Consider the following 26554-nt stretch of genomic DNA (forward strand, 5'->3'; position numbering starts at 1 on the left):
TATGAAAGCTGCTATATATTCAAGAAAATCTAAGTTTACGGGTAAGGGAGAATCAATTCAAAATCAAATAGAGATTTGTAAAGACTATGCTAATACCCATTTTGATATTGAGGAGTTTATTATATACGAAGATGAGGGTTTTTCCGGAGGGAATATAGATAGGCCGGAATATCAAAGAATGATAAATGCTGCTAAGAAGAAAGAGTTTGATATCTTGATATGTTATAGGCTTGATAGGATCAGTAGAAATATCTCAAATTTCTCAGATATAATCGAGATACTTCAGGACAAAGGAATTGCTTTCGTCTCTGTTAGGGAAAAGTTTGATACCTCTACTCCTATGGGGCGTGCTATGATGTATATCGCTTCTGTATTTGCTCAACTCGAAAGGGAAACTACAGCCGAAAGAATTAGAGATAATATGCTAGAGCTTGCTAAGACCGGTAGATGGCTTGGTGGTATAACTCCTACTGGCTTTAGCTCTGAGGCTGTTCATGATGAATTAAAGGGTAAGCAAGTTAAGCACTTTAGGCTCTCCCCTATTGAGGAAGAGCTAGAAATAATAGCTCTTCTTTTCAATAAGTTTTTGGAATTGAAATCTTTATCAAGGTTAGAGACCTATTGCATCCAGAATGATATTAAAAGTAAGAATGGAATCGATTATTCAAGGTTTGTCTTAAAAAAATTACTTTCTAATCCTGTATATGCTATTGCTGATAAGAATCTATATGAATATTTTATAAGTAATGACTATGAGGTATTTGCAACCGAAAATGCTTTTAATGGTATTAATGGGATCATGGCATATAATAAGACATCTCAAAAGAAAAACAAGTCCCATAAGCTTAAAGATATTTCTGAATGGATTATTTCAATTGGTGCCCATAAGGGAATTATCAGTGGTCATAAATGGATTGCTGTTCAGGATTTGCTAATGAAGAATAGATCAAAGAGTTATAGAATGGTAAGGAATAATGATACTCTATTATCGGGTTTATTAAGGTGTGAAAACTGTGGAAGTTATATGAGACCAAAATATGGACGAATTAAGAAAAATGGTGAAAAGGCCTTTTATTATATGTGTGAATTAAAGGAACGAAGTAAAAGACAAAAATGCAACATGAAAAATGCAAATGGCAATCAGCTCGATAAGCTTTTAGTTGATGAGATTAAAAGGCTATCATCTAATAAATCGGATTTACTTGATAAAATCAGTAATGATAGAATAATCCTTCAATACTCACAAAATAGTATTCTTTCTGAGATTGAAATAATTAAGGCCACTATTAAGAATACTGAGAGTTCTATTGCTAACTTAGTAAGTACTTTATCTCAAGGATATGATACCAGAGCTGCTAAGCATATTATTAATCAGATTGATGATTTGGATAGACAAAATGTAAAGTCAAAGGAAAGGTTACATACTTTAAAAGAAAAGGCTGAAGATAATAAGTTAAGCAAGCAGAATCTTGATGTTATAAGAAACATGCTTGAGACGTTTTCTGAGATCATTGATTCTTTAGATAGTATTGAGAAAAGAAACCTTATCAGGAGTATTGTTGAGAAGCTAACTTGGGATGGGGCTTATATAGATGTTGTTATGTTTGGCTATAACACTAAAAAAATTAGTAAAAATGTTTCCACAATGTAACCATAGAATTTTCTATACATCTCGCAGCATAAGTAGCAAGTCTAGTACCTTTTCCGGCATCAAATGTAGTTATTGCCTTTATTAGACCTATAGTTCCTATCGATATAAGATCGTCAGGATTGTATCCCGTATTATGGTATTTTTTTACCACATGAGCAACTAGTCTAAGATTTTTTTCTATTAGTATATTCTTAGCATCTTCATCTCCCACAGAGTACAATCTCAAATACTTTTCTTCTTCATCTGATGATAAAGGCTTAGGAAACGAGGTATTGTTTGAAACAAAAGCAGATAAAAGAAGTAAAGGAAGTGATACAATAGTTAACCACATGTGGCTGCCACCTCCATAGTTTTAGTCATTATAAATTATATGTAGATATCCATTATTTTGTGCATGTCTTGATAGTATTTAATAAAAATTTATCTGAGTCTACCTCTGTCATTTAAAATTTGATAAATATAATTTCCGTTATTTGCTTCAAGAAAGTCCACTTTGAGAATCTTTATAAAAGGCTTTGTTCTTGTAAATTGATCCAAGCATTGTTGCCGCTAAAATATTTTCTTTTTTAAATTTTCTGATAGCATTTTTTGTATAGCAATGGGCAATAATGGAGTCCTCTTCTATTCTTTTTACTTGAATTTCTCTCTGAGTAATTTTTATGCCCTTTATATACATAATCGTTATCCTTTCCCTGTTATCTAATGAATATCTTAATATATAATCATTCATATACTTCACCCCATTATATTTTAAATAGCATCCATTTGCAGCTAGCAAGTGAATATTTTAATTGATACCTCTTTATCTCATTATCAATTTCACTTTGACAGTCAAATACATACATATGATTACCTGCAAACTTTTCCTTCTCTTTATGTATGACTTGATTTATTTTTATAGTTGTATTTCCATTTTCATCAGCGATTCTAAACTTTAAAGGTGTTGGGCTTCCATCTTCGTTAAACCAAGCTATACATTCAATCGGTAGTGCTACAACCTTCATAAAATTACCTCCTAAAGCATAATTTATCTTTATTATATACGAACACACGTTCGTTGTAAATAGTTTTGATCTATTCTCTTAATTTATACAAAATTTCGACAAATTGTGATATAATACTTCTCAGGAGGGGATATCATGAAAGCAACTGGAATTGTAAGACGTTTAGACCATATGGGACGTATTGTTGTCCCCATAGAATTAAGAAGAATAAGAAAAATTAACCCAAGAGATCCTGTAGAAATATCCATAGATTCAGGATGTATTATTATAGAAAAATATATAGAACGTTGCTATATTTGTGATAATACAGAGAATCTAAAATCCTTTAAGGGAAAACATATTTGTACAGACTGTATAAAAGGGTTTTAAATTCTAAGCCAGAAACATCTCGAGGCTGGACTCATAATATAACTTTATGAGCCAGCCTCTTTTTTATTTTCTATATTTATTTTTTCTCATTGTCATCTTTAATAATTACAGCCTGTACCACAATTACATCTTTCCCATTAAATGTACATGATGGAGATCCATATAATTCATAACCCTCATCAAGCAATCCAGAAATTCGCTTACAAAAATTCGCATCGTCTTTTCCAGTAATCAATCGGTATTTTAATTTATCTTCTATAATAAATTCCTCCCATCAATAACAACTATGTATCAAGCTTAGATAAACTTATTAAGCTCATATTATAACATACATCCCCCTAAATACGAATCTCCTAAATTAACAATAATGGATTCTGCTGCATATAATAAATTTATCTATAGTAATTTCTAGGAGGAAAGTGTTTTGAATAGACGAGCCTCAATTCCCCAAAGCATTTTATCTAAAGCCAAAAGACTTAACCCCTTTGCAACAATTCCAAATAAACCGGGTAAAGGTGTTATAATATCAAGTTATTTTATGCGTAATGTAAACTTAGATGATTTATTTTATTTCGGTATCGCTAAGGCCTATGATGGTAGATTATATCTAGTATATCATCCTATTGCTAAGCCCTTTCCAGATCCCTTAGGCAACATTGTTTTGCGGTCCCCATTTTTGTCTGTTACATGGGATCAAACCGGTGCTATCCGCGAGTGGGCTGCGGGGCAACAAAAATTGGGCGTCTCAGAATGACGAATTTCTGAAACACCCAGGGCTGTACTCATAAGATTGCTTTATGAAACAGCCTCTTTTTTCAGTCCTCTATTTTGGATTAATCTCTCTCCAGACTTCCCAACTGATTTCTCTACCAGGATATGCTATAGATTTGAATGGCCATTTTACTTCCAACCAATCTCGTACCGTTTGGTATAGCAACTCATCTAATCCATTCTCTAATTCACTTTGTCTCGTCCACAAATCTACATCTGCATCATACTCTACAGTCTTGCTTGGATATATGTATACGCAGCCAAGACACATGCTTTCATCAAGAGTAACAACGGTATAAGCAAATGCCTCTCTTCTTAAAAACTCATCTTGATGTCTTTTTAAATCTTCATAATTTTCATCAATGGTCATACTTTCCTCAGGCCATATATTATCATCTTCTGGGTCAGATAAACTCCTCAGATGTTCTACACTTGACATAACCGCTTCATAATCCTTTTCCACATCTTCAACGCTTAACATTCTCAAGCAAAACCTATCAGTTTCGAGCTTTTCTGGTACTATAAAATTATCAGGTACAAATTTTTCTTTCAAACTAACAGCTCCCTTGTCAAAGGTTTTAAAAGTATATAGTTGGGATACTCTCCAATCATATTTGATTCTTCTATTTCAGTTGCATATACAAGGTATTAGGATAGAGTCCAAGCTTCTTATAAAAAGATATTGTAGATTCATTTTCCTGCGATACTGTTACTCCGATTACTTTGCAGCTCTTTTCTTTCATCCAATCTATGTGCTTAACTACAAGCTTCTTGCCAATTCCCTTACCTCTATTACTTTCATCAACATGTAGTGATTCAAGCTCTCCCTTTCCATCAGCAATCGTGGATATACAATACCCAACATATTTGCCATTGCTCTTTGCTACAGTTATTTTCATTGTTTCCTCACTAAACACACTGAAAGCTTTGATCCTCTGATCAAAGTTAATGAAACGATATGCTTCCTTAAAATATTCTGAAGTATTCTCATGGTACTGTCTGTTTTTTTCCCAAAGATTCTTAATGATTTCAACCTCATCATAGGATATATCGAAGAATTCATTCATCACTATCCCCCCTTTCATATTATATCATGTTTTGGTAGTATTTTACTCAAGATATCTTAGCTCAGCCTGCACTTCAAGTTGGTATCACAACCCATTTTATAATTACTCATATGTAAAAACCAAATTAATATTTGCTATTCCTTCTAAAATTCCAGTATAAACATAAAATAATTTCCTATTATTATTATCAATTATAGACTCTATAGCATATTATAAATAAAATAGGAAAAATTCACCGGGAGGTCGTTTTTATGTATAGAAGGATGACTCAAATACCATCTGACCTTTTAGCTAAAGCTAAAAGACTTAATCCCTCTGCAATAATTCCCAATAAATCTGGTCAAGGTGTTGTAGTATCAAGCTATTTCATGCGTGATGTAAATTTAGATGATTTATTCTACTTTGCTATTGCTAGAGGTTATGATGGCAAATTATATCTGATACATCATATTGTTCCTAGACCACTTAGCGATACCTTACCTAATATTATTTTGCAGTCACCATTTCTATTTATGGAGTGGAATGAAAAGGGTGCTATAACTGAGTGGACCGCTGGTCAACCGAAATAGCAATCAAAAGAAAAGGCCGCATTTGCGGTCTTTTAGCATAATCTATCTTTATTTATACAAGTATATGTACATAATAAAAAACATCGGTTTATTTATGTGAATTTATACAATATTCGAACAATTCATGGTATAATACTCTTCGGGGGGGTTATATCATGAAAGCTACTGGAATCGTAAGACGTTTAGACCATATGGGGCGTATTGTTATTCCCATAGAGTTAAGGAGGACAAAGGGGATTGAGGTTAAAGACCCGGTAGAAATATCTATAGACTCGGGTTGTATTGTCATAGAGAAGTACGTAGAACGCTGCTATATCTGTGAGAATACTAATAATGTAAGAAATTTCGGAGGAAAGTATATTTGTGAAGATTGCATAGAAGGAATTGCTGATCTACAATAACTTCAATAGTGTCTTTTCAGTCTTGACGAAAATAGGAAGTCTACTTAAGACTTCCTATTTCTGCTTTTACCTTAATGATATTTTATAACCATTTCTTAATATAATCCCTATTGATATGAAAACAAATGTTTCAATAAAGTTTAAGCCAGATGATTGTGCTGCTAACATAACTAATAATGCACCTATTATTATGTGAGTAAGCTTTATCTTTTTTTCTTCATTAACATATTTTGTTTTGATTATATACCAATACATCAAAATAATTACTACTTTCAACCCAAAACCTATTATCGCTCCAATTAAAAAGACTATTTTCTTGATTAATGTTAACTCTGGTATACGTAATACTAATAGTAATGTACAAACTCCAAAATATGAAAACAACACCAAATCACCAAACTTTTTTAGATTCTTATTGTCTCTCATTTGCTCTCCGATCTATCCTAAAATTAAATACTAATATTATTAATTCTACTCAACAACTACTTCTCCCTTTATTAAAACTCTGCCATTATCTGGACATCTCATTTGAAATTTCTTTGCCTTAGTGCTTCCATAATCTAGGTCCCCATTATTTAATAGTGTATATACACTGGGATATACACTTTGCCATAATTCATGACAAATTGGTGGACAAATATCCTCTACTATATAAATATCTCCTGGCTTGTGATAGTTTCCACGGCACTTACTTTCTAAAATTGTTAATTTGACCTTCACTATATCCCCCACCTCATTACTTTCTGTTAGATCTTAAACTATTGTTTCTCTAGAATCATGCTTCTTTATCTTAAACCCACATATCATAATTCCTACAATTAAAATTAATGTTGCTAATAACCCTCCTTCTGGTCCAAATGAACCTCCTGTTAATATCTTGCTTCCAATCGCCTTTATTTTAAACACTGTAAAGCCAATTGATGAAAATCCACTAACATTAAATGCATATATATTGCCTAAAGCTAAATTCCAGCCAAAATGACAGCCCCAAACTCCCCAAAGACCGTCTTCATTTATAGCATATAAGGCAAAGAAAATACCTGATAAAATTAAATTTACAAATGATAATACAGTTGCACTTTGAACAAATAAATGCAAGATTCCAAATACAACTGAAGTAATAAATATAGCTGTAAAAACACTATATTTAGCTCCTAAGAGTGGTATTAACCATCCCCTTATAGCTATCTCTTCTGATGCGCTTTGAACTAGCCAGCCTAGCACTATTAATACTATGCTCATATATCTATTCATACCCATATCGATATTTTTACTAATTTCGATTTCTATTGCTCCTAGAAGGGATAAAATAATAGTTATGATAGTAATGGTCATAATCCCTATAAAAACACCTCTAAGGAATTTATGGGCTCTTTTACTAGATCTAAAACCCATAGTATATACTTTTCTTTTTTCTATAAATCTTACCCATATAAAAAATATGATAATTTGAAGACCGCATGTTATAATTCTGCGTAAGAGTAAATTCAAATTCTCATCAACAATAGCTCTTAATATATATTTAGATATAAATCTTCCTAACATAAAACTTCCTGCCCATAATGCAAAGAAAATAAGTAACGTCAAAAATACATTAGGTAGGAATCTGCTATGCTCTAAAGTTTTAAAGATTTCTTTTCCGTTTAGTTTGTTAATATTATCTTTAAGCAAATCTTCTCTCCTTATTTACCTTCTTTTTGCCCATTCTTCCGCTTTTTTGTCTATATCTTTAACAAAGGCATCTTTGCCATTGCAATATCCTACATTATCATATCTAAATTGTGCAGCCAAATCTTTTTTTAATTCTTCATAGTTCTTTGCCTTGTCTGGATGTGCTATCATATAGTCTCTAAAGTTTAAGTGCCTCTCTATTTCTGGGTTTCCTGCTTGAAAGATATGTACATGGTGAGTTCTATTGTATAATCCCTTTAAGAAGAATCTACGGCCAAGTATTCCAAGTTCCCCTTTTGGTATATATCCTAACTCCTCCATCCCCTTATTGTACTTATCAACCTTTTCAATATCCTTTACTCCTATTAAAATATCTATTACTGGTTTTGCATGTATATTGGGAATAGATGTGCTACCAATATGATGTATTTCAACTATCTCATTAGGCATTGTACTACATATTTTCTCTGCTTCCCTTTGATATTCATCTCTCCACTGGGAATTATATGGAACAACCTCTATTATTCTAATCTGCTTTTGCTCACTCATAAAAATACCTCCTATATATGATAAAGTATGAAATATCATTTTCATATTATACCATAACATAGAAGGTATTCCTTTCAATTATAATCCCTTTTCCATCATTCTTTGTGCTACCTTAGCAAATATCGGAGTAGCTATTCTTCCTCCACTTCTTTTATCCTCGACAATAACTGTAATTACATATTCTGATTTTTTTCCTAGGAAGAAGCCCGTAAACCAAGCGTGAACTGTTTCACCATCAAGTCCAACGGCTTGAGCAGAACCAGTCTTGCCATAGCTTTCTACTCTGCCAAGCCTAGCTCTCTGACCAGTTCCTTCGTCAACCACCTTCTTCATCATTTTTTTTATCTTATTAGAAGTGTCACTTGATATAACTCTGTTTATCTCCCTATCATCAAACTCATTTATAATTTTTCCATTATCATCTGCTATTGATTTTACAAGTCTTACACCAACATCTATACCATCATTTGCGATTATATTAGTAAACCTCGCAACTTGCAGTGGTGTTACTTCAACCGTCCCCTGACCAATGGCAACATTTCCAATGCCAGGACCTTTAACATAATCCATGGTAGGTGAATTCCCACTTGTCTCTTCATTAATCCTAATTCCAGTTTTTTGACCAATTCCAAATTTTTCAAAGGTTTCCATAAGCTTTTCTCCCCCAAGGCTTATTGCTCCTTGAATAAAGGCTGAGTTACATGACCGTGCAAAGGCCTCTTCAAAGGTTAACTCACCGTGTCCACCTCTTTCATAGGCATTACATTTTATCATATTCACTCCTAACATTTCAAAGCCTTCACATACTAGATTATCCTGGAGCTTTATTGTATCGTTTTCAAGTAGTGCTGCTGCAACAACGATCTTAAAAACCGAGCCCGGTGGATATGAGATTTGTATAGCCTTATTGTAAAGTTCCTTTTTATTGCTTTCTAAGTGTTCACCAACATTATCTTGATTAAAGTTCGGCCTACTTGTCATAGCTAAAACATCTCCTGTTTTAGCATCTAGAACTACAATACTGCCTATATAATTATTTTTGTCTAGTTCTTCCTCACATATTTTTTCAACTTCACTATCTAAAGTAGTAATGAGATTTCTCTTAATTACATCTTTTTTCTCCATAACAATATATCCAAAGCCAGGTATGATTCTATTTTGAGCATCAAGTATAGCTCCAACCTTTTTCCCTCTATTTTCCCCTAGTTCATCATCAAAAGCCTTTTCAAGTCCCGAAACACCTATATTTTTAGACTTATTAATATATCCTATAACATGGGAGGCCAAGCCCCCCTCATCATATCTCCTCGTCCGCCTAATAGTTGCTGCTCCTCTGTTCTTTAGAATATCCATAATTAAAGCTTTATCATAATTTTTTATTAGTAATTCTACTTTCTTTTCCTTTGGTACTATCTTAAGTATCCTATCCTTTTCTATGTCAGTCAATTTGCTTATTACATCAATATTCTTGTCATTTAAGTAAAACCCTGATTCCAGAGTCAAGTAATCTTCTTGAATTTTGTCTGTAAGCGGATTTCCATTCCTATCATATATTGTCCCTCTATCAGGAATATTTCCAATTACATGAAACCATTGCTCGAAGGCTCTTTTATTGTATTCTTCACCCTTTATAAGTTGAATGTAAAATAGTCTTGAAGCAAGAATGCACAATATAAAGGCTATTAACCCAAAAACCTTCATTAACCTTCTTTCTCTTATGCTTCTAGACTCTTTTGCCTTAGATCTACGACTTTCATTACTCTTCGTACTTTTTTCCATAAAAAACACCTTCCCCTATGATACTATGGATTATTACCATATAGGGGAAGGTGTATACTCTAAACAATATTGAGTTCTACTTGAGTCTCTATAGAACTTTAGAGTTAAATTATTGAATGAATATAGAATTTAGTGCATTATTTATAGAGTTCAGACTCTTTAGAGTACAAGTATACTACTACCATTTTCTTTCTCATAAATTATTGATTGTACCTTAGCCACGACAATATCGATTGCAACTTTATTGTATCCACCCTCAGGTATGATGATATTTGCATACTTTTTTGTAGGTTCAATGAACTGTTGATGTGCCGGCTTTACCGTTCCAAGATATTGATTTATAACGGATTCTAAAGTTCTACCTCTGTCAGCAATATCTCTTTCAATCCTTCTAATAACTCTAACATCTGCATCAGTGTCAACGAAAATCTTTATATCCATCAAATCTCTTAATCTTTCATCTTCAAGAATCATTATTCCTTCTAACATAATTATGTCCTTTGGTTCTACTGTGATTGTTTCATGCTTTCTTATGTGATTCGAAAAATCATATATTGGTTTCTCTATACTTTCACCATTCAATAATGTATTTAAATGCTCCAATAAAAGATCCGTATCAAATGCCAAAGGATGGTCATAATTTGTTTGCGTTCTCTCATCAAAAGATAAGTGTTTCTGATCTTTATAGTATGAGTCCTGTTCAATAACGCATATGTTTTTCTCTGGTAGGCTTTCGTAGATCGCCTTAGCAACAGTAGTCTTTCCGGAACCAGTTCCACCTGTAATTCCAATCAATATTGGTCTTGTCAAATTAATCGTCCTCCCTTTTTCTCCTTAATATATAATATTTCTCTACAGGATTGTCCATGTATATTTTTATTTTTTGTTGAGCATGTGGGGCCACATCTATTTCTTCATCCTTATCATTTAACATCTTCTTTATTTCTTGTTTAAACCCTTTATAATCAGGTCCAATAATTTCTACTTCATCGCCTTTAAACATTCTATTTCTTTGCTCAACTAATGCCATACCACTTTCTTTATCATAATCTAAGACAACTCCAAGAAAATCATATTCTCTTATATATGAACTTGTAGAGTATAATTGATCATCCTCACTAGGTTTGTTTAAATAGAAACCAGAAGTAAACTTTCTATGACTTACTTTACTTAGTTCCTCGATCCATTCAGGGTTAAATTCATAGTTTTCTGGATCCTTCATATATTCATCTATTGCCTTTCTGTACACTCGTACAGTATTAGCAACATAGTATATACTCTTCATTCTACCTTCAATTTTCAAACTATATAAGCCACAGTTTAAAAGCTCAGGAATATATTCTATCATACATAAGTCCTTAGAGTTAAAGAAGTATGTCCCCTTTTCATCCTCGGTAACCTTTATATATTCCCCTGGCCTCTTCTCCTCAACAAGGTAATAATTCCATCTACATGGATGTGCACATTCACCTCTATTTGCATCTCTGTTGGCCATATAATTGCTTAGTAGGCATCTTCCTGAATAGGAAATACACATAGCACCATGTATGAATCCTTCCAGTTCTAAATCCTCTGGTATGTTCTTTTTCACTTGTCCTATCTCTTCAAAGGACAACTCCCTTGCTACTACAATTCTACTAATACCTTGCTTGTGCCAGAATTTAGCACTCATGTAGTTTGTATTGTTTGCCTGGGTACTTAGATGTACCTCTAGATCTGGAGCATACTCCTGAACATACATTAGGGTTCCTGGGTCTGAAAGAATAACTGCGTCTACATTTATTTTATTCAGTTTTTCTAAATAACCTGGAAGTTCTTCTAAATCATCATTGTGAGGTATTATATTTAATGTTACATATACTTTTTTTCCTCTTTCATGGGCAAATTTTATTCCTTCCTCCATCTCTTCAATGGAGAAATTCCTTGCGCTGGCACGAAGACCAAATATCTGTCCACCTATATATACTGCATCGGCTCCATAAATCAAAGCATATTTTAATTTTTCTAAATCTCCCGCTGGAGCTAACAATTCAACCTTTTTATTCACTAAAATCCCTCCCGGACTTATAAGTTAATGCCACACCATCACCTATCGGAATAATACTTGTAGTTAACTGTGGATGATTTGATATGTATTCTAGATATTTTCTCATTCTTTTTACTATTGTTATTTTTCTTCTTACTAAATATTCATTTGACGCAACCATTCCTTTATATAATACATTATCTGAAATTATAATGCCATTCTCATTCAGTCTTTCTATACATGATAAAAGGAATTTTTGATAATGTCCCTTAGCTGCATCTAAAAAAATCATATCAAACTTTCCATCGATCTCTGGCAGCAGCTCAGCAGCATCTCCAAGCATAGGAGTAATATTAGATTCAAGACCCGCTTCTTTAATATTCTTACATGCTAATTCATGCATGTCCGCTCTCTTTTCTATTGTTATTATCTTACCTGAATTATCCATAGCATTTGAAAAGATTAATGAGGAATATCCTATTGCCGTTCCAACCTCTAATATACTACGTACTTTACTCATTTTTATTATTACTTCTAAAAACTTAGCTACCTCTGGATGAATAATAGGAACATTATTTTCCTCTGCAAACTCCTCAAGCTTCTTTATTAATCCATCGTTTTTAGGAAGTATATCTCTTATATACTCTTCAACCAATTTATCAACAATATTACTGCTCAAAATAACCCTCCTTTATGGGCAAAGGCGCCTTGTAACGCACTATATATATTTCAACAATAAGCATAAAAACTCAGGTACAGTAGATCCCTTCGCTTTAGTCAAATTTCTCTTTAAAAATGACCTCGACAAAAATTAATACGTGGTTCCTACCACGTATTAGTTTTTCCAAAATGTCAAAAATTAATTATTTCCGTTCTTTGCCTTTAAATGTTCCTTATAGGTCTTAGTAAACACATGGCTTCCATCTCCCTTAGCCACAAAATACAGATACTTTGTATCATCTGGATATAGAGCTGCCTTTATAGAGCTTTCTCCTGGCGAAGCAATCGGAGCAGGAGGAAGTCCTACATTTTTATATGTGTTATAGGATGACTCTATTTCTAAGTCCTTATAGGTCAGCTTTTCCTTTCTCTCACCTAAAACATATTGAATAGTTGCACAGGATTGAAGAAGCATTTCTTTCTCTAACCTATTATAAAACACGCCTGAAATAATAGGTCTTTCATTCTCTACTCTGGCTTCTCTTTCAATTATCGATGCCAGAGTAATTATATCTTGAATACTCATATTCAGTTCATTTGCTCTTTCATAATACTCTTCTTTAAAGACTTTATCAAAACGATTAAGCATAATTAAGATAACATCCTTCTCGCTACTGTCTTTAGTCACTTCATAGGTGTCTGGGAACAAATATCCTTCCAATCTATTCTTACCCTTTGGGATTCCCTTTAGAAACTTAAAATCAAAATCTTCGTTTTCAAGAATATTCAATAGCTTCTCTTTATTTATATTTAGTTCACTATGATTAGAAAGTCTTTCTACAATTTGATTTAGTTCGAAACCTTCAGGTATTGTAAACTTGGCTGTTTCAACGTATACTTCACCATTTATTAATTTTTCAATTATTTGATCAGTATCCATTGATTTATGTAGTTTATAGTCTCCAGCCTGATATTTAGCACCAATTTTCCTTTGCTTTGAAATGTATCTAAAGTATAGCTCATTTCTTATGAGGTCGTTTTTCTTCAAAATATTAGCTATTTTAGAAGTCGACGCTCCACTAGGAATATTAATAATAATATCCTTTGAATCGTTTACATCTACAGGTAATTTTAAAGAACTATAGTAATTGTATCCACTAAATATACAAATCAGAGTAATTAACAGCAACCCTAGGATGGCATTTCTGATAATTTTTCTTCTTTTAGTTGAGGTTTTCATTATAATTCCTCCAAACTTTGGTAATACCTACCTACTCAATGTCAAATTCCTCATTATATTATACATTTGCCGTCAAAGTTTTACAAGTTTTTCATCATAAAAAATTAGCGTAAGAATAACACAAGATTAAAGACCCTGTTAATTATTAATAATTAACAGGGTCTTTATAAATATTCTCGATTGAGGAAATTTCATGATTCTAACTTGGCACAATTGCATAATAAATGTGGTATAGCTCTAGGGAATTCAAAACTATATATAGTAGTAAGTTTTTTACGATGGTAATTATGCAATTTGCTCAATTAATTAAAACTCATCATAAGGGGAACCAATATTGGTACTAGTATAGATAATATTACACCTGAAAAGAAAGCCAATATCGATATACTACCGCTTGTAGCCTTTGTTATTACAGGCAATGACGTATCCATCGATGTTGCACCGGCTGGAGCAATAGCTTCGATGTGTCCTATTTTTGTTGCTATAATGGGGATTACTATCAGTGCAATAACTTCTCTTGATACATTTGCCAAGAAAGCTATTGTACCGAGTTCTGCACTGTGCTTTGAAAGCTCTATTGCTGATAGGGAATACCAACCTAAACCTGCGCCAACGGCTGCAGTCTCAAATATTGATAAATTTAAAAAGAAGCTTGATGCTACGCTTCCAAGCAATGTTCCAATTACCACTGAAAGCGGAATCAGAAATATTTTGAAACCATAACTCTTAATATCACTAATAATACTTTTATTTTTACCAATGTCTATTCCCACAAAGAATAGAAGTAGACATAACCCAAAATCAATCAAAATATCTATGTTTTGAACTATAATTTCTGGAGTCCAAAAATAACCAAATACAATACCTAGTCCTACCGAAAGCAATATATGAATAGTCATATTTAGTTCACCTTCTTTTCTGCCTTTATATATTTCGATATAAGTTTAACTCCTAAAATACTAAATCCTATTGAAAATATCGATATTACTATTGCTGTAAATCCTAATTTGTGAACAGACATAAGTACATTTTTATTTACACCTATCTTAACTCCCATAACAAAAAGTAGAAAAAGTAAGCAGAAATATTGAAGCGAACTCATCTTGCTAGACAATTTTTCTGATACCAGTTCTTTGTAACCTACTAAAGCACCTATTGAAATAATTACTATATAGAGCAGTATTCTCATGTTTTATTCTCCTCTAGCCTATAAAATTGTACATCTAAAATTAAAACTAGTATTCACCCCACCAAAAATAACAAAGTTCGTACCCCCACACAAATTAAATTATACTAAATAATCTGAAGTTTATAAAGATTATTTTTTTTATTTATGTCATTTTTCGAAGAAAAATGGCAGCAAAAAAGGCTGAACTCATAAGATATCTTATGAGTTCAGCCCCGAGATGTTTCAGAATGAATGAAGTTCAAGGTTTTGAAATTTCAGCGGATTGGCTAGTACTAGCGTACGTGCCAAATCGCTGAAATTTCAAATAACGCAGAAATTCGTCATTCCGGGACATCACACTCTAAACTTCCATGATTATTGGCAGTATCATTGGACGTCTCTTTGTCTTTTCGTATAAGTAACCTCTTAAAGCATCCTTTATAGTGGCCTTTAATACGGCCCATTCTCTTACATTATTTTCTTCACATTTCTTTAGACCTTCTCTTACTACTACTCTTGCACCATCTATTAAGTCTTCAGACTCTCTAACATATACAAAGCCACGTGAAACAATATCTGGGCCTGACATAACCTTTCCGTCTTCCTTAGAAATTGTAACTACAACAACCATCAGACCATCTTCTGAAAGATGTTTTCTATCCCTAAGAACTATGTTCCCTACATCTCCTACACCAAGTCCATCAACTAGAATGTTTCCTGAGTCAACTGAACCTGCAATCTTTGCAGAGTCCTCAGATATCTCAATGATCTTTCCAGTATTCGTAACAAAAATATTTTCTCTAGACATCCCAAGAGACTCAGCAAGTGCAGCATGATGTCTAAGGTGTCTAAACTCCCCATGAACAGGAATAAAGTATTTTGGTTTAACTAAAGTGTGTATTAATTTTAACTCTTCTTGACATGCATGACCTGATACATGTACATCGGCTAGTGATTCATAAATAACCTCTGCACCCTTTTCAAATAACAGGTTAATTACATTTGATACCTTTATTTCATTTCCTGGTATAGGTGTAGCCGATAATATAACTATGTCACCAGGGCGTATATCCATTTTTCTATGTTCAGAAGCAGCCATTCTAGATAAGGCTGCCATAGGCTCACCTTGACTTCCAGTTGTTATTACAGTTATTTCATTGTCGGGATACTTGTTTAAATCGTTTATATCAATTACCATACCTTCTGGAACATTCAAATATCCTAAATCCATTGCTGCATTAGCTACATTAACCATACTTCTACCAGAGAAAGCAACCTTTCTACCAAAACTATAGGCAGCATTTATTATTTGCTGAACTCTGTGAACATTTGAAGCGAAAGTCGCCACAATGATCCTCCTATCAACATTTCTAAAAATGTTTTCAAAGGTTTCCCCAACGGTTCTTTCTGACATAGTATAGCCAGCTCTTTCAACATTTGTACTATCAGCTAACAGGGCTAAAACCCCTTCATTGCCAAGCTCAGCAAATCTATGAAGATCCATTATATCGCCATCAATAGGCGTATAATCTATTTTAAAATCTCCAGTATGAATTACTGTTCCAAGTGGTGTTTTAATAGCTAAACTCACCGCATCGGGAATACTATGACTTGTTTTAATAAATTCAACACCAAATTTACCGAGATCTATCTTGTCCTTTGGCTTCACTATATTCAAACTGACATCACCCAGTATTCTGTGTTCCTTCAGCTTGTTTTCAACCAACCCCAAGGTTAACTTAGTTCCGTATAGAGGAACATTAATTTTCTTTAGAACATATGGTAGCGCACCTATATGATCCTCATGCCCATGGGTTAGGACAATAGCTCTAACCTTTTCCCTATTCTTTAGTAAATAGGTTATGTCTGGTATTACAACGTCTATACCAAGCATTTCATCTTCCGGGAAGCTTAGGCCACAATCAACCACAATGATCTCATCTTTATACTCAAATGCGGTCATATTTTTCCCGATTTCATTTAATCCCCCTAAAGGAATTATCTTAAGTTTGGAACCTTTTTTTGACACAATATCACTCTCCTGATCTATCTGAATTGAAACTTAATTACTGTATTTAGTAAAATAATCAAACTTAATTATACTTTAAGTGGTATTATTTAGCAAGAAATCATAATTATAAAATCCCGTACCGATTAAAAAGTCCTTTATAAAGACTGTCAATGAGCAAAATCTTATTTGAAATCAAAATGAAAGATTTTACTTATACCCATAGCGGAAATTTGCTTATCGTCATATTAATATATTTATGATTTCCTATGTATTAGAAAATAGTTTATAACCACATGTATAGGGTTTACATAGTAAAACTTAAATTTGTACATGCATAAATTAAAGTCTTTACTTGAATCCCTATATATAAGTATAACCAGTTTTTTGGATTTAAAATTTAAATTTAGTTATATTTGCAACATTTTAGTTATGTATCCACAGAAAAGGAAGATTAAATGATTTTATTATTATATATTCACTTTTCAAATTACAATATACTATATATATATGATTCGTTTTTGAAAATGACATTATTCTTTTATTTTTTATAATACAATAGGAAATTATAAACTTTTTAAATTATAGATAAATATAATTTCCGTTATGTATTTCAAAAAAGTCAACTTTGAAGATCTTTATCAAAGACTTTTTTATTTATTTTCCTAATGCTAAAATAAAATCCTGTAACCAAAGCTACAGGATTTATCTACACTTGGAACATAAACCAAAGAACTTTACTTTATGGTCCCTTATTTCAAAACCATAATTTTTTTCTATTTCGTCTTCTAAGTGTTCTAATAAGTCTACCTCAACTTCTAAAACTTCACCACATTTTGTACATATTACATGATGGTGTTGATGATCATCTCCATGAACATTAAGTTCGTATCTTGCACATCCATCATCAAAGCTTATTTTCGAAATAATTTCTAAGTCATCCAATAACTGCAAAGTCCTGTATACTGTAGCTAGCCCAATCTCCGGACAATCCTTTTTAACAAAATCATAAACCTCTTCACTTGATAAATGATGCCCTTGATAATTTATTATAGTGTTTAAGATCGCCCTTCTTTGAGGTGTAAGCTTATATCCCTTTTCTTTTAAAACATCTCTTAACTTATCAACTGAATCTATCATCTTAAAACCTCACTTATCAATTAATAATCTCCTGTAAATATAAGTGTACTTATTTTGATCTTGATTGTCAATATCATTGTTAATTTTAGCTAATTTAGCAATAATATTCTACACCTTATTTGTGCAAGTGGTAGCATCCTTTTTACTATCATTAAACAGGCTACACCCATTACATTCAGAGCATTTCTGGGGTAAGTTAATTATCGTATTACATCTTGGACATCTTAAAAAAGAATCGTCTTTGATTTCCATACCACAACTTTTACATTTCACAACTAACATCCCCTTTTATCATTTGATAATGATTATTGGTGCTAATTGTATTATAACATTTTTTCTTTTCAAAGACAATGTATAATTGAAAATCAATTGATAATCACAGGTATTTTATCCTTTATTCTTATTTCTTTTAGTGAAACGCTACATATATATGCATAAATTTCTACCCCGGCTTCATGGGCTAGTTTTATTGCATCTGCAAACTCGGGGTCCATATCTCTGTTTGGAGTAAAGGCCTTTGCATCATCTCTCTGTATAATAAAAAACACTGCAGATCTATACCCCTGACTCTTAGCTTCAATCAGTTCATGAACATGCTTACGTCCTCTTTCCGTAGGAGCGTCAGGGAATGATGCCAGATTATTTTCTTTTACAAGGGTTACACATTTACATTCAATCAAAACATTCTCACTTTTATTACTAAGAGCTATATCAAACCTACTCTTGCCATAATTAACTTCCCTTTTTATGTGGTCATAATCACCGAAATCTTCTAGATGTCCCTCCCTAAGGGCCTTTTCAAGAATCACATTAGGCATTTTGGAATCTATTAGAACTAAAGTTCCATTTTTGTAAACCATAACCAGATCATAATTTGTTTTTCTATTCGGATTATCAACCTTTCTTACAATTACCTTTGCTCCTTCAAATAACAACTCTCTCATCCTACCAGTATTGGCAACGTGCACTACCTCTATTTGATCTTCTATCAAAATATGTGCTATAAATCTGTTTACCCTCTTAACAAAAATTCCTTCTAGTAAATTCCCTTTTATTTCAATGTTCAAGACAATGCCTCCTATAACAAAGCGCCAGAAGTGGCTTTGTTAGTTCAAAGTTGCAAGTTCAAAGTTCTAAGTATTTAGGCTAATCTTCTGCTGTCCTTACACCTCAGAAACATGATCCTAACCTTAGAACTTATCACTTAGGACTTCTCTATTCGTTCTCTAATAATTCCTCATATGCCTGTGCAACTCTATCAATCTCTTCATCACTTTCAACATATTGAAGTATTTCTGCTCCATTTTCCGTAACTACTTTGAAAACTAGGCCCTGATCAGTTTCTTCATCAAGTGGAAGAAGTATCGCATACTCCGTATCGTTTATCTTCAAAGTAACCACTACTTCGAATTCTGTTTCCTTGTTATTCTCGTCCATCAAAGTTATAATATTATTGTTTTCCATAACTAAATCACCTCATAAATTTTATTTTTATAGTTATCTATTACTATCTAAATATCCTTGAAGGATATAAACTGCCGCAACTTTATCAATTACCTTTTTTCTTTTCTTTCTGCTAACATCTGCTGAAATAAGCATTTTTTCAGCAGCAACAGTTGTTAATCTTTCATCTTGAAATACAATCTCAACATCTATTTTTGCTTCAAGCTTTTTTACAAAGCTAAGTACCTTCTCTCCTTGAGGGCCTAAGCTTCCATTCATATTTTTAGGAAGACCAACAACGATCTTTTTTATATCCTTCTCAGATACAAGTTCTCTTATTCTGTTAATTGCAACTTTATTACTGGTTCTAATAATTGTTTCGACTCCCTGCGCAGTTAATCCTAATAGATCGCTAACTGCAACTCCTACAGTTTTATCTCCTACATCTAGACCCATTATTCTCATATTTGACCTCTTCCTTTTCTTCTATACTACTTTTATACAAAATTCAGGGCAATAGCTACTGCAGTATCCACAAAGCACGCATTTCTCTCTATCAACTACTAATTTATCATCTTTTATCTTAAGAGCCTTTGACCCACATGCCTCAACACAGTTTCCACATTTCTTGCACCAAAAATCAATATGTAGCTTTCTATTTTCTCTGGATAACTGATTTAAGATTTCTTCTGGGATTTTTTCTCCATTAAATCTTAAAACATTTGCAACAACCTCTTCTGTCCTTTGCATACCAACAGCAATGGAATCGAGAAATGGTAAATTCAATACAAAGTCAAAGCACTCATCTATAGAGCTAAGAAGATTACCTCCTCCAAGTGGTTTCATACCATATATTCCTTTGTTTATTGCCTTGGCTTCCTTTAATGCTTCTATCATATCCTCAGCAGTTCCATCCATTATACCTAGACCATTTTTATTTATAAGGGGATGGATAACATCTATTTCATCAAACTTTAATGCCGCTTTAACCGCTGCCACTGTATGAGTAGAGATCCCTACTGCTCTAATAAAGCCTTTTTCCTTCATTTTTATAAAGTACTTTAGTGCTTCATAGTGCCCCTTAAGTGTATATTCATTTTCCTGTTCATGCAATAGAAAAATATCAATATAATCTCTATTTAGTTCATCCATAGCCTCCTTAAGGCTTTCTTCAGCCGTATCACTTGAATAGGCATAGGATTTTGTAGCAACCACTATATCCTTTGCATTATCCGAGCGCAGTGCCCTTTTTATGTATGGATAGGTTTTATACAACTGGGCAGTATCTATAAAGTTAACACCTCTATCTATAGCTTCATTTATCACCCTTGACCCTTCATCTACAGATAGATTTGCTTGTAACGGGCCAATTGTCAAAGCCCCAAAGCAAAGCTTTGAGACTCTTATATCAGATTTTCCTAATATATTGTACTCCATTGCCTATACCTTTCTATAAAGGTCACCAACATTAGAATGAAACAGAATTAAAAGAAAATAATGAACGCTTTTACATTTTTTCTTTCAATTTTATTAACCTTTAAAGTTGATTACCTATAACTATTTATTTCTCTAAAAACTAAATACATTAGAGACATCGCTAGAAAAATAATCGAAGTCGCCGATGCAACTACTCCAGAATCATTAACTACAAATGATACAATACATGAAATTAAAATTCCTAGCAGACCTACGGAAAGATTACTATATGTATTAAAAATCCTCTTAGCTATACCAAATGGTCTATAAAATAGAATGCTTAAAAGTATTAGCGAAGTAACTAAAACCTTGCTCCATATGGTAATGCCAAATAATTTTAGATTCATAGATACTTTTCTTTTTATAATAGAATATATTACATCCATGCCACCATTGTTTATTTGTCTTATAGCATTAGCTAAGTGCGAACTACTTTCTATAAGATAGAGATCTACTAGTGCTACTAAAAGAACAAACAAGAAAACAGATGAAAGCATATACATATAATGCTTAAATTTAAGCTTGGAATTATAAAGTCTTAATGTTACAAACATAAAGGCAAAGACTGCCGTAATAGTACCACCAACATTTGCTCCAAACTTTGGAAATCCAATTACTATAGTTATCACCATGAAAATAAGAAATATAAAGACTTTATGAATTCTATATCTGTCTAATAGGGCCGTAGTAAAAACTAGTGAAGTTCCGACCATCATACCCATATATTCATTACCTATTCCATAGTACCTAGCACCTATAATTGGATCATATCCTAAGAATGACGTTTTAATTAAACCAAAGCCTAATATAATGTCTATACTTAATAAAATGCACATTAATCCTGATAGAAAAATAATGCTATCTAGGGTTTCCCTTCTTATATAAATAGAAATAAAGGTTATAAGTGCAGTTAGAACAACAATCTTTATAATAGCTTCATAAATACTAATTGCTTTAAATAATGGTAAGACAAGAATCGCTATCGGTATTGCCATATTAGAGAGCAAAAAGTACTCTATACACCTGTGAAATTTCATCTTATATTTCCAAGAAGCTTGAATTACCACAAAGGTAAACAGAGATACTATTATCTCATATATTGCAAATGAACCTAGAATGTCTAGTCTATTTTTATAGATAAATGCAGTATCATTATATACTTCATTTATAAATGTCAATTTATCTTCCCTATGTAATACCTCCATAGGTTTTCCAGTAAAAAAATTTATATTACTGTTAAAATATGCGGCTATATAGGGTGCAATATCTATATTTGCAATTATCCCTTCTCTTCTTGTTGTATCCGATGAAATTACTCCATCATCTATATCTCTTCCAGCTAATATAACCGGTGCTAATTTCTTTCCAGAGGATACAGCTAAAGAAGATGTTGTTGGGCTTAGAATTATAACCCTGGTATTTTTTTCATCTACCAAATTATACACATTTTTTATAGTCAAGTCTATATCCGATATAATCATTTCCTTAAGCTTTATATACATTTCTGAGCTGAGATTTGATTTGTACCTTTCCAGTCTATGTAAATCTCCCAGTTCAAGGATTATAACGCCTGATTTTGGTGATAATTCTTTATAGCTTTCTATCATTAAATCATAATTAGTCTTTATACCATATGGATAATTAGCATCTTCTATATTAATACCCTCATCTACTAATCCATAATCAACTAACCCCTTCTCATCCATTCCTATTAATACACCTAATCTAGTCGGCTTATCAGGTATATCTGAATTTCCTATGACAGAGACTTTAATATTATTCATACCTAGGCTATTCCCCAAAGCCCCTGTATTAGGATTATAGTTATTCTTTCTATTTGTTTCCTCTAATCTGGCCATATCCAAGTTGGCAATTTCCTGAGATTCTGTAGCATAGCCAGTTCTTCTTTGATAGATTAAAGAATTTACCTTATTAAGCTTTTCTGATCTAGACGTGCTGAAACTAGCCTGCGACCTTGTTCCACAGCCTATAGTAAGAGATGCACTATAATCATTGCTAGTTCCATAGGTTCTAGTATTCATAAGTCCAATAGCACCATTATCTGCTAGTTTATATGTAAATGGCATACTCTCGATGTCTTCAAGATCCATTTTATTTACTAAAAATACTACAACCTTTTTTTCTAAGGGCTCAGAATATGAGCGTAAAGTAGTAAGTAAAATCAGTATAATTGCTATTAATAAAATGTATAGAACTTTCTTCATTAGATTTCTCTCCTAATTATCAAATTATGATTCAACTCAATATATATAATTGACTTCATAATATTAAGTGTTGACCATTATTAGTATTTAATACTATTAAATAATCGGGAGGTTAATCCAACAAACCTTTAACTGTATATAAAACCTATTGCATATAGAGATCTAAGTAAAGACTTTAACTTATAGATGTCCAAAACACAGAGTATTTGTACATATATAAATTAAGTTTTACTATATAAACTCCATATAATTAATCTATCTCAATTTCATCTTCTAGATACTTCTTTAAAAGCTCTTCAATCAGTTCATCTCTTTCAAGCTTTCTAATTACATTTCTTGCATTATTATGACTAGTAATGTAGGTAGGATCTCCAGATAAAAGATATCCAACAATTTGGTTAACTGGGTTATACCCTTTTTCCTTGAGTGAACTATAGACACTAGTTAAAATATTTTTAACTTCACTATCTATATCTGTTTCAACATTGTATCTCATGGTAAAATTATCAAACTTATCGCTCATATATCTCCCTCCAAATATTTATTTACTCTTTATTATTTTATTATACCTCATAGCTACATTTTTCTACCAATTTTTTTGTTAAATAAGGGGCTATCTCATAAAGAAATCTTATGAGTACAGCCCCGGGGTGTTTCAGAATGAAAATTCCCTCATTCTGAGACACGTCCTTCTATTCAACAAGCTCATATACTCTTGAAAGAGCTTTATCAATTTGTGATGGGTCCTTTCCGCCGGCTTGAGCCATATTTGGCCTTCCACCGCCACCGCCACCGGTGATTTTTGCAACCTCTTTAATTATTTTACCAGCATGAACGCCCTTCTTGATAGCATCCTCCGATGCCATTGAAACTAGGTTTACCTTTCCGTCCTTGTCACTAGCTAATACGACTAGGCAGGACTCTAACTTATCCTTAAGCTTATCACCAAGGTTTCTTAGGCTATCCATATCTAAATTAGATATTTTATGAGCTATTACGTTTATTCCATTAATCTCTTTGCTAGACTGTAATATTTCATCCATTGATCCACTTGCTAATTTGTTCTTAAGCATTTCATTTTCTTTTTGAAGTTTTTTCACTTCGTCGTTTATTGTATCGATCTTTATTTCAATATCATTAATATTTGACTTTAGAGACTTAGATATTCCCTTTAATCTATTATCCATTTCACTAATATACTTATATACCTCTTTACCAGTTATAGCTTCTATTCTTCTTACACCAGCTGCTACACCTGATTCACTTAGTATTTTGAACATTCCTATTTCACTTGAGTTAAGTACATGAGTACCACCGCATAGCTCCATACTATACTCTCCTACTTTTACTACCCTTACTGTTTCACCATATTTTTCTCCAAACAATGCAGTTGCACCAGCTTTTTTTGCTTCATCAATGGTCATGTTATTAATATCTACGTCTAGAGCTTCAAATATTTGCTCATTTACTAATTTTTCAATCTTAGAAAGTTCTTCCTTAGATATAGCTTCAAAGTGTGTAAAGTCAAATCTTAATTTTTCAGGAGTTACTAAGGAACCTGCCTGTTCAACATGGTTACCTACTATCTCCTTTAATGCTTTGTGTAGTATATGGGTAGCAGTATGGTTTCTTGTAGTATTCATACGTCTTTCTATATCTACTACAACTTTTACATTCTCGTCCTTCTTGAAGCTTCCTTCAACAACTTTTCCTGTATGAACTATATGCTCATCAGGTCCCATCTGAACCTTATTGGAGTCTAATACTTCAATCTTTGCATTTTCTTTGTGTATAACCCCAACGTCACCTACTTGACCACCGCCCTCTGGGTAGAGTGGAGTTGCCTCAAGTACTATCTTAACCTTATCTCCTTCATTTACTTCAGATACTAACTCTCCGTCCTTTATAAGGGCTAACACTTCAGTATATATACTAAAATCATTATATCCAACGAAATCAGATTTTGCCTCTTCTCCAATCACAATTTGATGGCCCTTTTCCCATCCTAGTTCTTCCATATCCTTTCTAGCAGCCCTAGCTCTTTCCCTCTGCTTCTCCATCTCAATGTTGAAGCCTTCTATATCTACTTTCAGATTTTCTTCTTCTAAGATTTCCATTGTTAGATCTAGTGGGAAACCATAAGTATCATAGAGCTTAAATGCTTCTTGACCAAGTAAAACCTTATCATCCGATAAGACTAATTGGCGAACATATTCCTTTAATCTCTCTATACCTTGATCTATTGTCTTTTGGAACTTTTCTTCCTCAAGGGAAATTATTTTCTTGATATAGTCTTCTCTTTCTACAAGCTCTGTATATGAGCCACCGTATGCTTCAATAACCTTATCTACTAAATCAGTTAAAAAGCTCTTTTCAATTCCTAGGATTTTTCCATGTCTAGCAGCTCTTCTTAAAAGTCTTCTAAGTACATAACCTCTTCCCTCGTTACTTGGAAGTATACCGTCACTAACCATAAAAGTTACCGCTTTTATATGGTCAGTTACAATTCTAATCGAAACATCTTCCTTCTCGTCCTTACCATATTCCTTCTTAGAAATATCTAAAACTCCATTTAATATATGTCTTATAGTATCTACTTCAAATATAGTGTCTACATCCTGCATTATACAAGCTACTCTTTCAAGTCCCATACCAGTATCTATGTTTGGATTTGGCAGTTTGTGATAAACACCTTCTGCATCCTTCTCAAATTGCGTAAATACATGGTTCCAAAATTCTACATATCTATCACACTCACATCCAGGTTTACAATCAGGTGAGTCACAACCATGCTCTGGGCCTCTATCAAAATATATCTCCGAACATGGTCCACATGGGCCTGTTCCAATTTCCCAGAAGTTATCTGCCTTACCTAGTCTCACTATTCTTTCCTTTGGAAAACCGATCTCATCGTGCCAAATGTCAAATGCTTCATCATCTTCTTCATAGATAGATACCCAAAGCTTTTCAACAGGCATGTTTAAATGCTCAGTACAAAATTCCCATCCCCATGCAATAGACTCTTTCTTAAAGTAGTCACCAAAAGAGAAGTTTCCAAGCATTTCGAAGAAGGTAGCATGTCTTGCTGTTTTACCTACATTCTCAATATCTCCTGTACGGATACACTTCTGGCATGTAGCCATTCTTTTGCTTGGCGGAACCTCTGCTCCCATAAAATAAGGCTTAAGTGGAGCCATACCTGCATTTATTAATAGCAAACTCTTATCTTTTTGCGGTACTAAAGGATAACTAGCTCTAACATAGTGGTCTTTGCTTTCAAAAAAATCTAGAAACTTCTTTCTTATTTCGTTTAAACCCATTTTTTCCATACTAATTC

Annotated in this window: 32 protein-coding genes; 5 read left to right on the forward strand and 27 right to left on the reverse strand. The window is 32.9% G+C overall.

Translation table 11 applies throughout. The features are described from left to right. Window position 1 precedes the first annotated feature (1 nt). A complete protein-coding gene (locus tag R9X47_RS03280; RefSeq protein WP_432665273.1) occupies window positions 2–1651 on the forward strand; it encodes a recombinase family protein in 1650 nt (549 codons plus the stop codon). On the opposite strand, the gene R9X47_RS03285 is transcribed toward R9X47_RS03280, so the two are convergent. The 3 genes from R9X47_RS03285 to R9X47_RS03295 all read right to left on the reverse strand — a co-directional run bounded on the left by R9X47_RS03285 (window position 1626) and on the right by R9X47_RS03295 (window position 2655). Continuing rightward, window positions 1626–1982 (reverse strand): sigma factor, encoded by a 357-nt coding sequence (locus tag R9X47_RS03285; protein ID WP_432665274.1) that lies wholly within the window; start codon window positions 1980–1982, stop codon window positions 1626–1628. The two genes, R9X47_RS03280 and R9X47_RS03285, sit on opposite strands and share 26 nt — an antisense overlap. Before the next feature lie 147 nt (window positions 1983–2129). After that, window positions 2130–2381 (reverse strand): hypothetical protein, encoded by a 252-nt coding sequence (locus tag R9X47_RS03290; RefSeq protein WP_432665275.1) that lies wholly within the window; start codon window positions 2379–2381, stop codon window positions 2130–2132. Window positions 2382–2394: 13 nt separating this feature from the next. After that, complete coding sequence (locus R9X47_RS03295) at window positions 2395–2655, reverse strand: hypothetical protein (protein WP_432665276.1); 261 nt, start codon at window positions 2653–2655, stop codon at window positions 2395–2397. 135 nt (window positions 2656–2790) lie between these two features. Here R9X47_RS03295 and R9X47_RS03300 point away from each other — a divergent pair, with 135 nt between their 5' ends. Continuing rightward, the gene (locus R9X47_RS03300; RefSeq protein WP_432665277.1) at window positions 2791–3024 is read left to right on the forward strand and encodes an AbrB/MazE/SpoVT family DNA-binding domain-containing protein; all 234 of its coding nucleotides are present in this window, start codon (window positions 2791–2793) and stop codon (window positions 3022–3024) included. 76 nt (window positions 3025–3100) lie between these two features. Here the strand turns inward: R9X47_RS03300 and R9X47_RS03305 are convergent, their stop codons facing one another. After that, window positions 3101–3259, reverse strand: a complete 159-nt coding sequence (locus tag R9X47_RS03305; RefSeq protein ID WP_432665278.1) for a DUF1737 domain-containing protein — start codon at window positions 3257–3259, stop codon at window positions 3101–3103. A 189-nt stretch (window positions 3260–3448) separates the two neighbouring features. On the opposite strand from R9X47_RS03305, the gene R9X47_RS03310 reads away from it, so the two are divergent. After that, window positions 3449–3778 (forward strand): hypothetical protein, encoded by a 330-nt coding sequence (locus R9X47_RS03310; RefSeq protein ID WP_432665279.1) that lies wholly within the window; start codon window positions 3449–3451, stop codon window positions 3776–3778. Between the two features lie 69 nt (window positions 3779–3847). Here the strand turns inward: R9X47_RS03310 and R9X47_RS03315 are convergent, their stop codons facing one another. Together R9X47_RS03315 and R9X47_RS03320 are read right to left on the reverse strand one after the other, a co-directional pair. Continuing rightward, window positions 3848–4348 (reverse strand): hypothetical protein, encoded by a 501-nt coding sequence (locus tag R9X47_RS03315; protein ID WP_432665281.1) that lies wholly within the window; start codon window positions 4346–4348, stop codon window positions 3848–3850. Between the two features lie 70 nt (window positions 4349–4418). Next, the gene (locus R9X47_RS03320; RefSeq protein ID WP_432665282.1) at window positions 4419–4862 is read right to left on the reverse strand and encodes a GNAT family N-acetyltransferase; all 444 of its coding nucleotides are present in this window, start codon (window positions 4860–4862) and stop codon (window positions 4419–4421) included. Between the two features lie 251 nt (window positions 4863–5113). Here R9X47_RS03320 and R9X47_RS03325 point away from each other — a divergent pair, with 251 nt between their 5' ends. Together R9X47_RS03325 and R9X47_RS03330 are read left to right on the forward strand one after the other, a co-directional pair. Next, window positions 5114–5431 carry a hypothetical protein gene (locus R9X47_RS03325; RefSeq protein WP_432665283.1) on the forward strand — a complete coding sequence of 106 codons (318 nt, stop codon included), beginning with the start codon at window positions 5114–5116 and terminating at the stop codon, window positions 5429–5431. 155 nt (window positions 5432–5586) lie between these two features. Then, window positions 5587–5832, forward strand: a complete 246-nt coding sequence (locus R9X47_RS03330) for an AbrB/MazE/SpoVT family DNA-binding domain-containing protein (protein WP_432665284.1) — start codon at window positions 5587–5589, stop codon at window positions 5830–5832. Window positions 5833–5898: 66 nt separating this feature from the next. On the opposite strand, the gene R9X47_RS03335 is transcribed toward R9X47_RS03330, so the two are convergent. The 21 genes from R9X47_RS03335 to alaS all read right to left on the reverse strand — a co-directional run bounded on the left by R9X47_RS03335 (window position 5899) and on the right by alaS (window position 26546). Further along, a complete protein-coding gene (locus R9X47_RS03335) occupies window positions 5899–6258 on the reverse strand; it encodes a hypothetical protein (protein WP_432665285.1) in 360 nt (119 codons plus the stop codon). Between the two features lie 45 nt (window positions 6259–6303). Next, on the reverse strand, window positions 6304–6552 hold the full coding sequence (locus R9X47_RS03340) for a TIGR04076 family protein (RefSeq protein WP_432665286.1): 249 nt from the start codon (window positions 6550–6552) through the stop codon (window positions 6304–6306). A gap of 33 nt (window positions 6553–6585) precedes the next feature. Continuing rightward, window positions 6586–7503, reverse strand: coding sequence for a CPBP family intramembrane glutamic endopeptidase (locus R9X47_RS03345; RefSeq protein WP_432665287.1), 918 nt, complete (start codon window positions 7501–7503; stop codon window positions 6586–6588). Window positions 7504–7518: 15 nt separating this feature from the next. After that, window positions 7519–8052: a GrpB family protein gene (locus R9X47_RS03350; RefSeq protein WP_432665288.1), complete on the reverse strand. Its 534-nt coding sequence runs from the start codon at window positions 8050–8052 to the stop codon at window positions 7519–7521. A gap of 78 nt (window positions 8053–8130) precedes the next feature. Further along, on the reverse strand, window positions 8131–9831 hold the full coding sequence (locus R9X47_RS03355; protein WP_432665289.1) for a peptidoglycan D,D-transpeptidase FtsI family protein: 1701 nt from the start codon (window positions 9829–9831) through the stop codon (window positions 8131–8133). A 159-nt stretch (window positions 9832–9990) separates the two neighbouring features. After that, complete coding sequence (gene udk / locus R9X47_RS03360) at window positions 9991–10641, reverse strand: uridine kinase (protein WP_432665290.1); 651 nt, start codon at window positions 10639–10641, stop codon at window positions 9991–9993. 1 nt (window position 10642) lies between these two features. Beyond that, window positions 10643–11878 (reverse strand): peptidase U32 family protein, encoded by a 1236-nt coding sequence (locus R9X47_RS03365; protein ID WP_432665291.1) that lies wholly within the window; start codon window positions 11876–11878, stop codon window positions 10643–10645. Beyond that, window positions 11871–12536, reverse strand: coding sequence for an O-methyltransferase (locus R9X47_RS03370; protein WP_432665292.1), 666 nt, complete (start codon window positions 12534–12536; stop codon window positions 11871–11873). Before R9X47_RS03370 ends, R9X47_RS03365 begins: the two co-directional genes overlap by 8 nt. A 180-nt stretch (window positions 12537–12716) precedes the next feature. Next, a complete protein-coding gene (gene mltG / locus R9X47_RS03375) occupies window positions 12717–13757 on the reverse strand; it encodes an endolytic transglycosylase MltG (RefSeq protein WP_432665293.1) in 1041 nt (346 codons plus the stop codon). A gap of 302 nt (window positions 13758–14059) precedes the next feature. Then, entirely contained in the window at window positions 14060–14656 is a 597-nt protein-coding gene (locus R9X47_RS03380; RefSeq protein WP_432665294.1) for a lysine exporter LysO family protein, read from the reverse strand. Between the two features lie 2 nt (window positions 14657–14658). After that, window positions 14659–14946, reverse strand: coding sequence for a LysO family transporter (locus R9X47_RS03385; RefSeq protein ID WP_432665295.1), 288 nt, complete (start codon window positions 14944–14946; stop codon window positions 14659–14661). A 340-nt stretch (window positions 14947–15286) separates the two neighbouring features. Continuing rightward, window positions 15287–16954, reverse strand: a complete 1668-nt coding sequence (locus tag R9X47_RS03390; protein ID WP_432665296.1) for a ribonuclease J — start codon at window positions 16952–16954, stop codon at window positions 15287–15289. Window positions 16955–17638: 684 nt separating this feature from the next. Then, window positions 17639–18073, reverse strand: coding sequence for a Fur family transcriptional regulator (locus R9X47_RS03395; protein WP_432665297.1), 435 nt, complete (start codon window positions 18071–18073; stop codon window positions 17639–17641). Window positions 18074–18181: 108 nt separating this feature from the next. Next, window positions 18182–18346, reverse strand: a complete 165-nt coding sequence (locus R9X47_RS03400) for a hypothetical protein (protein ID WP_432665298.1) — start codon at window positions 18344–18346, stop codon at window positions 18182–18184. A 92-nt stretch (window positions 18347–18438) separates the two neighbouring features. Continuing rightward, window positions 18439–19140: a DNA/RNA nuclease SfsA gene (gene sfsA, locus R9X47_RS03405; RefSeq protein ID WP_432665299.1), complete on the reverse strand. Its 702-nt coding sequence runs from the start codon at window positions 19138–19140 to the stop codon at window positions 18439–18441. A gap of 148 nt (window positions 19141–19288) precedes the next feature. Then, window positions 19289–19537: a DUF1292 domain-containing protein gene (locus R9X47_RS03410; protein WP_432665300.1), complete on the reverse strand. Its 249-nt coding sequence runs from the start codon at window positions 19535–19537 to the stop codon at window positions 19289–19291. Between the two features lie 33 nt (window positions 19538–19570). Then, window positions 19571–19981, reverse strand: a complete 411-nt coding sequence (gene ruvX / locus R9X47_RS03415; protein ID WP_432665301.1) for a Holliday junction resolvase RuvX — start codon at window positions 19979–19981, stop codon at window positions 19571–19573. 21 nt (window positions 19982–20002) lie between these two features. Further along, a complete protein-coding gene (locus R9X47_RS03420) occupies window positions 20003–20953 on the reverse strand; it encodes an aldo/keto reductase (RefSeq protein WP_432665302.1) in 951 nt (316 codons plus the stop codon). 110 nt (window positions 20954–21063) lie between these two features. Next, window positions 21064–23217: a hypothetical protein gene (locus tag R9X47_RS03425; RefSeq protein ID WP_432665303.1), complete on the reverse strand. Its 2154-nt coding sequence runs from the start codon at window positions 23215–23217 to the stop codon at window positions 21064–21066. 250 nt (window positions 23218–23467) lie between these two features. Beyond that, complete coding sequence (locus tag R9X47_RS03430; RefSeq protein WP_432665304.1) at window positions 23468–23740, reverse strand: IreB family regulatory phosphoprotein; 273 nt, start codon at window positions 23738–23740, stop codon at window positions 23468–23470. A 169-nt stretch (window positions 23741–23909) separates the two neighbouring features. Then, entirely contained in the window at window positions 23910–26546 is a 2637-nt protein-coding gene (alaS, locus tag R9X47_RS03435; protein WP_432665305.1) for an alanine--tRNA ligase, read from the reverse strand. Between the last annotated feature and the right edge of the window lie 8 nt (window positions 26547–26554).

It is taken from the genome of Wukongibacter baidiensis (genome assembly GCF_050888315.1).
GTDB classification, from domain to species: Bacteria; Bacillota; Clostridia; order Peptostreptococcales; family Caminicellaceae; genus Wukongibacter; species Wukongibacter baidiensis.

What these genes read in the sequence shown, in the direction of transcription:
- R9X47_RS03280 (WP_432665273.1), top strand. Translation starts at nt 2, where the DNA reads ATGAAAGCTGCTATATATTCAAGAAAATCTAAGTTTACGGGTAAGGGA.
- R9X47_RS03285 (WP_432665274.1), bottom strand. Translation starts at nt 1,982, where the DNA reads ATGTGGTTAACTATTGTATCACTTCCTTTACTTCTTTTATCTGCTTTT.
- R9X47_RS03290 (WP_432665275.1), bottom strand. Translation starts at nt 2,381, where the DNA reads ATGAATGATTATATATTAAGATATTCATTAGATAACAGGGAAAGGATA.
- R9X47_RS03295 (WP_432665276.1), bottom strand. Translation starts at nt 2,655, where the DNA reads ATGAAGGTTGTAGCACTACCGATTGAATGTATAGCTTGGTTTAACGAA.
- R9X47_RS03300 (WP_432665277.1), top strand. Translation starts at nt 2,791, where the DNA reads ATGAAAGCAACTGGAATTGTAAGACGTTTAGACCATATGGGACGTATT.
- R9X47_RS03320 (WP_432665282.1), bottom strand. Translation starts at nt 4,862, where the DNA reads ATGAATGAATTCTTCGATATATCCTATGATGAGGTTGAAATCATTAAG.
- R9X47_RS03325 (WP_432665283.1), top strand. Translation starts at nt 5,114, where the DNA reads ATGTATAGAAGGATGACTCAAATACCATCTGACCTTTTAGCTAAAGCT.
- R9X47_RS03330 (WP_432665284.1), top strand. Translation starts at nt 5,587, where the DNA reads ATGAAAGCTACTGGAATCGTAAGACGTTTAGACCATATGGGGCGTATT.
- R9X47_RS03335 (WP_432665285.1), bottom strand. Translation starts at nt 6,258, where the DNA reads ATGAGAGACAATAAGAATCTAAAAAAGTTTGGTGATTTGGTGTTGTTT.
- R9X47_RS03350 (WP_432665288.1), bottom strand. Translation starts at nt 8,052, where the DNA reads ATGAGTGAGCAAAAGCAGATTAGAATAATAGAGGTTGTTCCATATAAT.
- R9X47_RS03355 (WP_432665289.1), bottom strand. Translation starts at nt 9,831, where the DNA reads ATGGAAAAAAGTACGAAGAGTAATGAAAGTCGTAGATCTAAGGCAAAA.
- mltG (WP_432665293.1), bottom strand. Translation starts at nt 13,757, where the DNA reads ATGAAAACCTCAACTAAAAGAAGAAAAATTATCAGAAATGCCATCCTA.
- R9X47_RS03380 (WP_432665294.1), bottom strand. Translation starts at nt 14,656, where the DNA reads ATGACTATTCATATATTGCTTTCGGTAGGACTAGGTATTGTATTTGGT.
- R9X47_RS03385 (WP_432665295.1), bottom strand. Translation starts at nt 14,946, where the DNA reads ATGAGAATACTGCTCTATATAGTAATTATTTCAATAGGTGCTTTAGTA.
- R9X47_RS03395 (WP_432665297.1), bottom strand. Translation starts at nt 18,073, where the DNA reads ATGATAGATTCAGTTGATAAGTTAAGAGATGTTTTAAAAGAAAAGGGA.
- R9X47_RS03410 (WP_432665300.1), bottom strand. Translation starts at nt 19,537, where the DNA reads ATGGAAAACAATAATATTATAACTTTGATGGACGAGAATAACAAGGAA.
- ruvX (WP_432665301.1), bottom strand. Translation starts at nt 19,981, where the DNA reads ATGAGAATAATGGGTCTAGATGTAGGAGATAAAACTGTAGGAGTTGCA.
- R9X47_RS03420 (WP_432665302.1), bottom strand. Translation starts at nt 20,953, where the DNA reads ATGGAGTACAATATATTAGGAAAATCTGATATAAGAGTCTCAAAGCTT.
- R9X47_RS03425 (WP_432665303.1), bottom strand. Translation starts at nt 23,217, where the DNA reads ATGAAGAAAGTTCTATACATTTTATTAATAGCAATTATACTGATTTTA.
- R9X47_RS03430 (WP_432665304.1), bottom strand. Translation starts at nt 23,740, where the DNA reads ATGAGCGATAAGTTTGATAATTTTACCATGAGATACAATGTTGAAACA.
- alaS (WP_432665305.1), bottom strand. Translation starts at nt 26,546, where the DNA reads ATGGAAAAAATGGGTTTAAACGAAATAAGAAAGAAGTTTCTAGATTTT.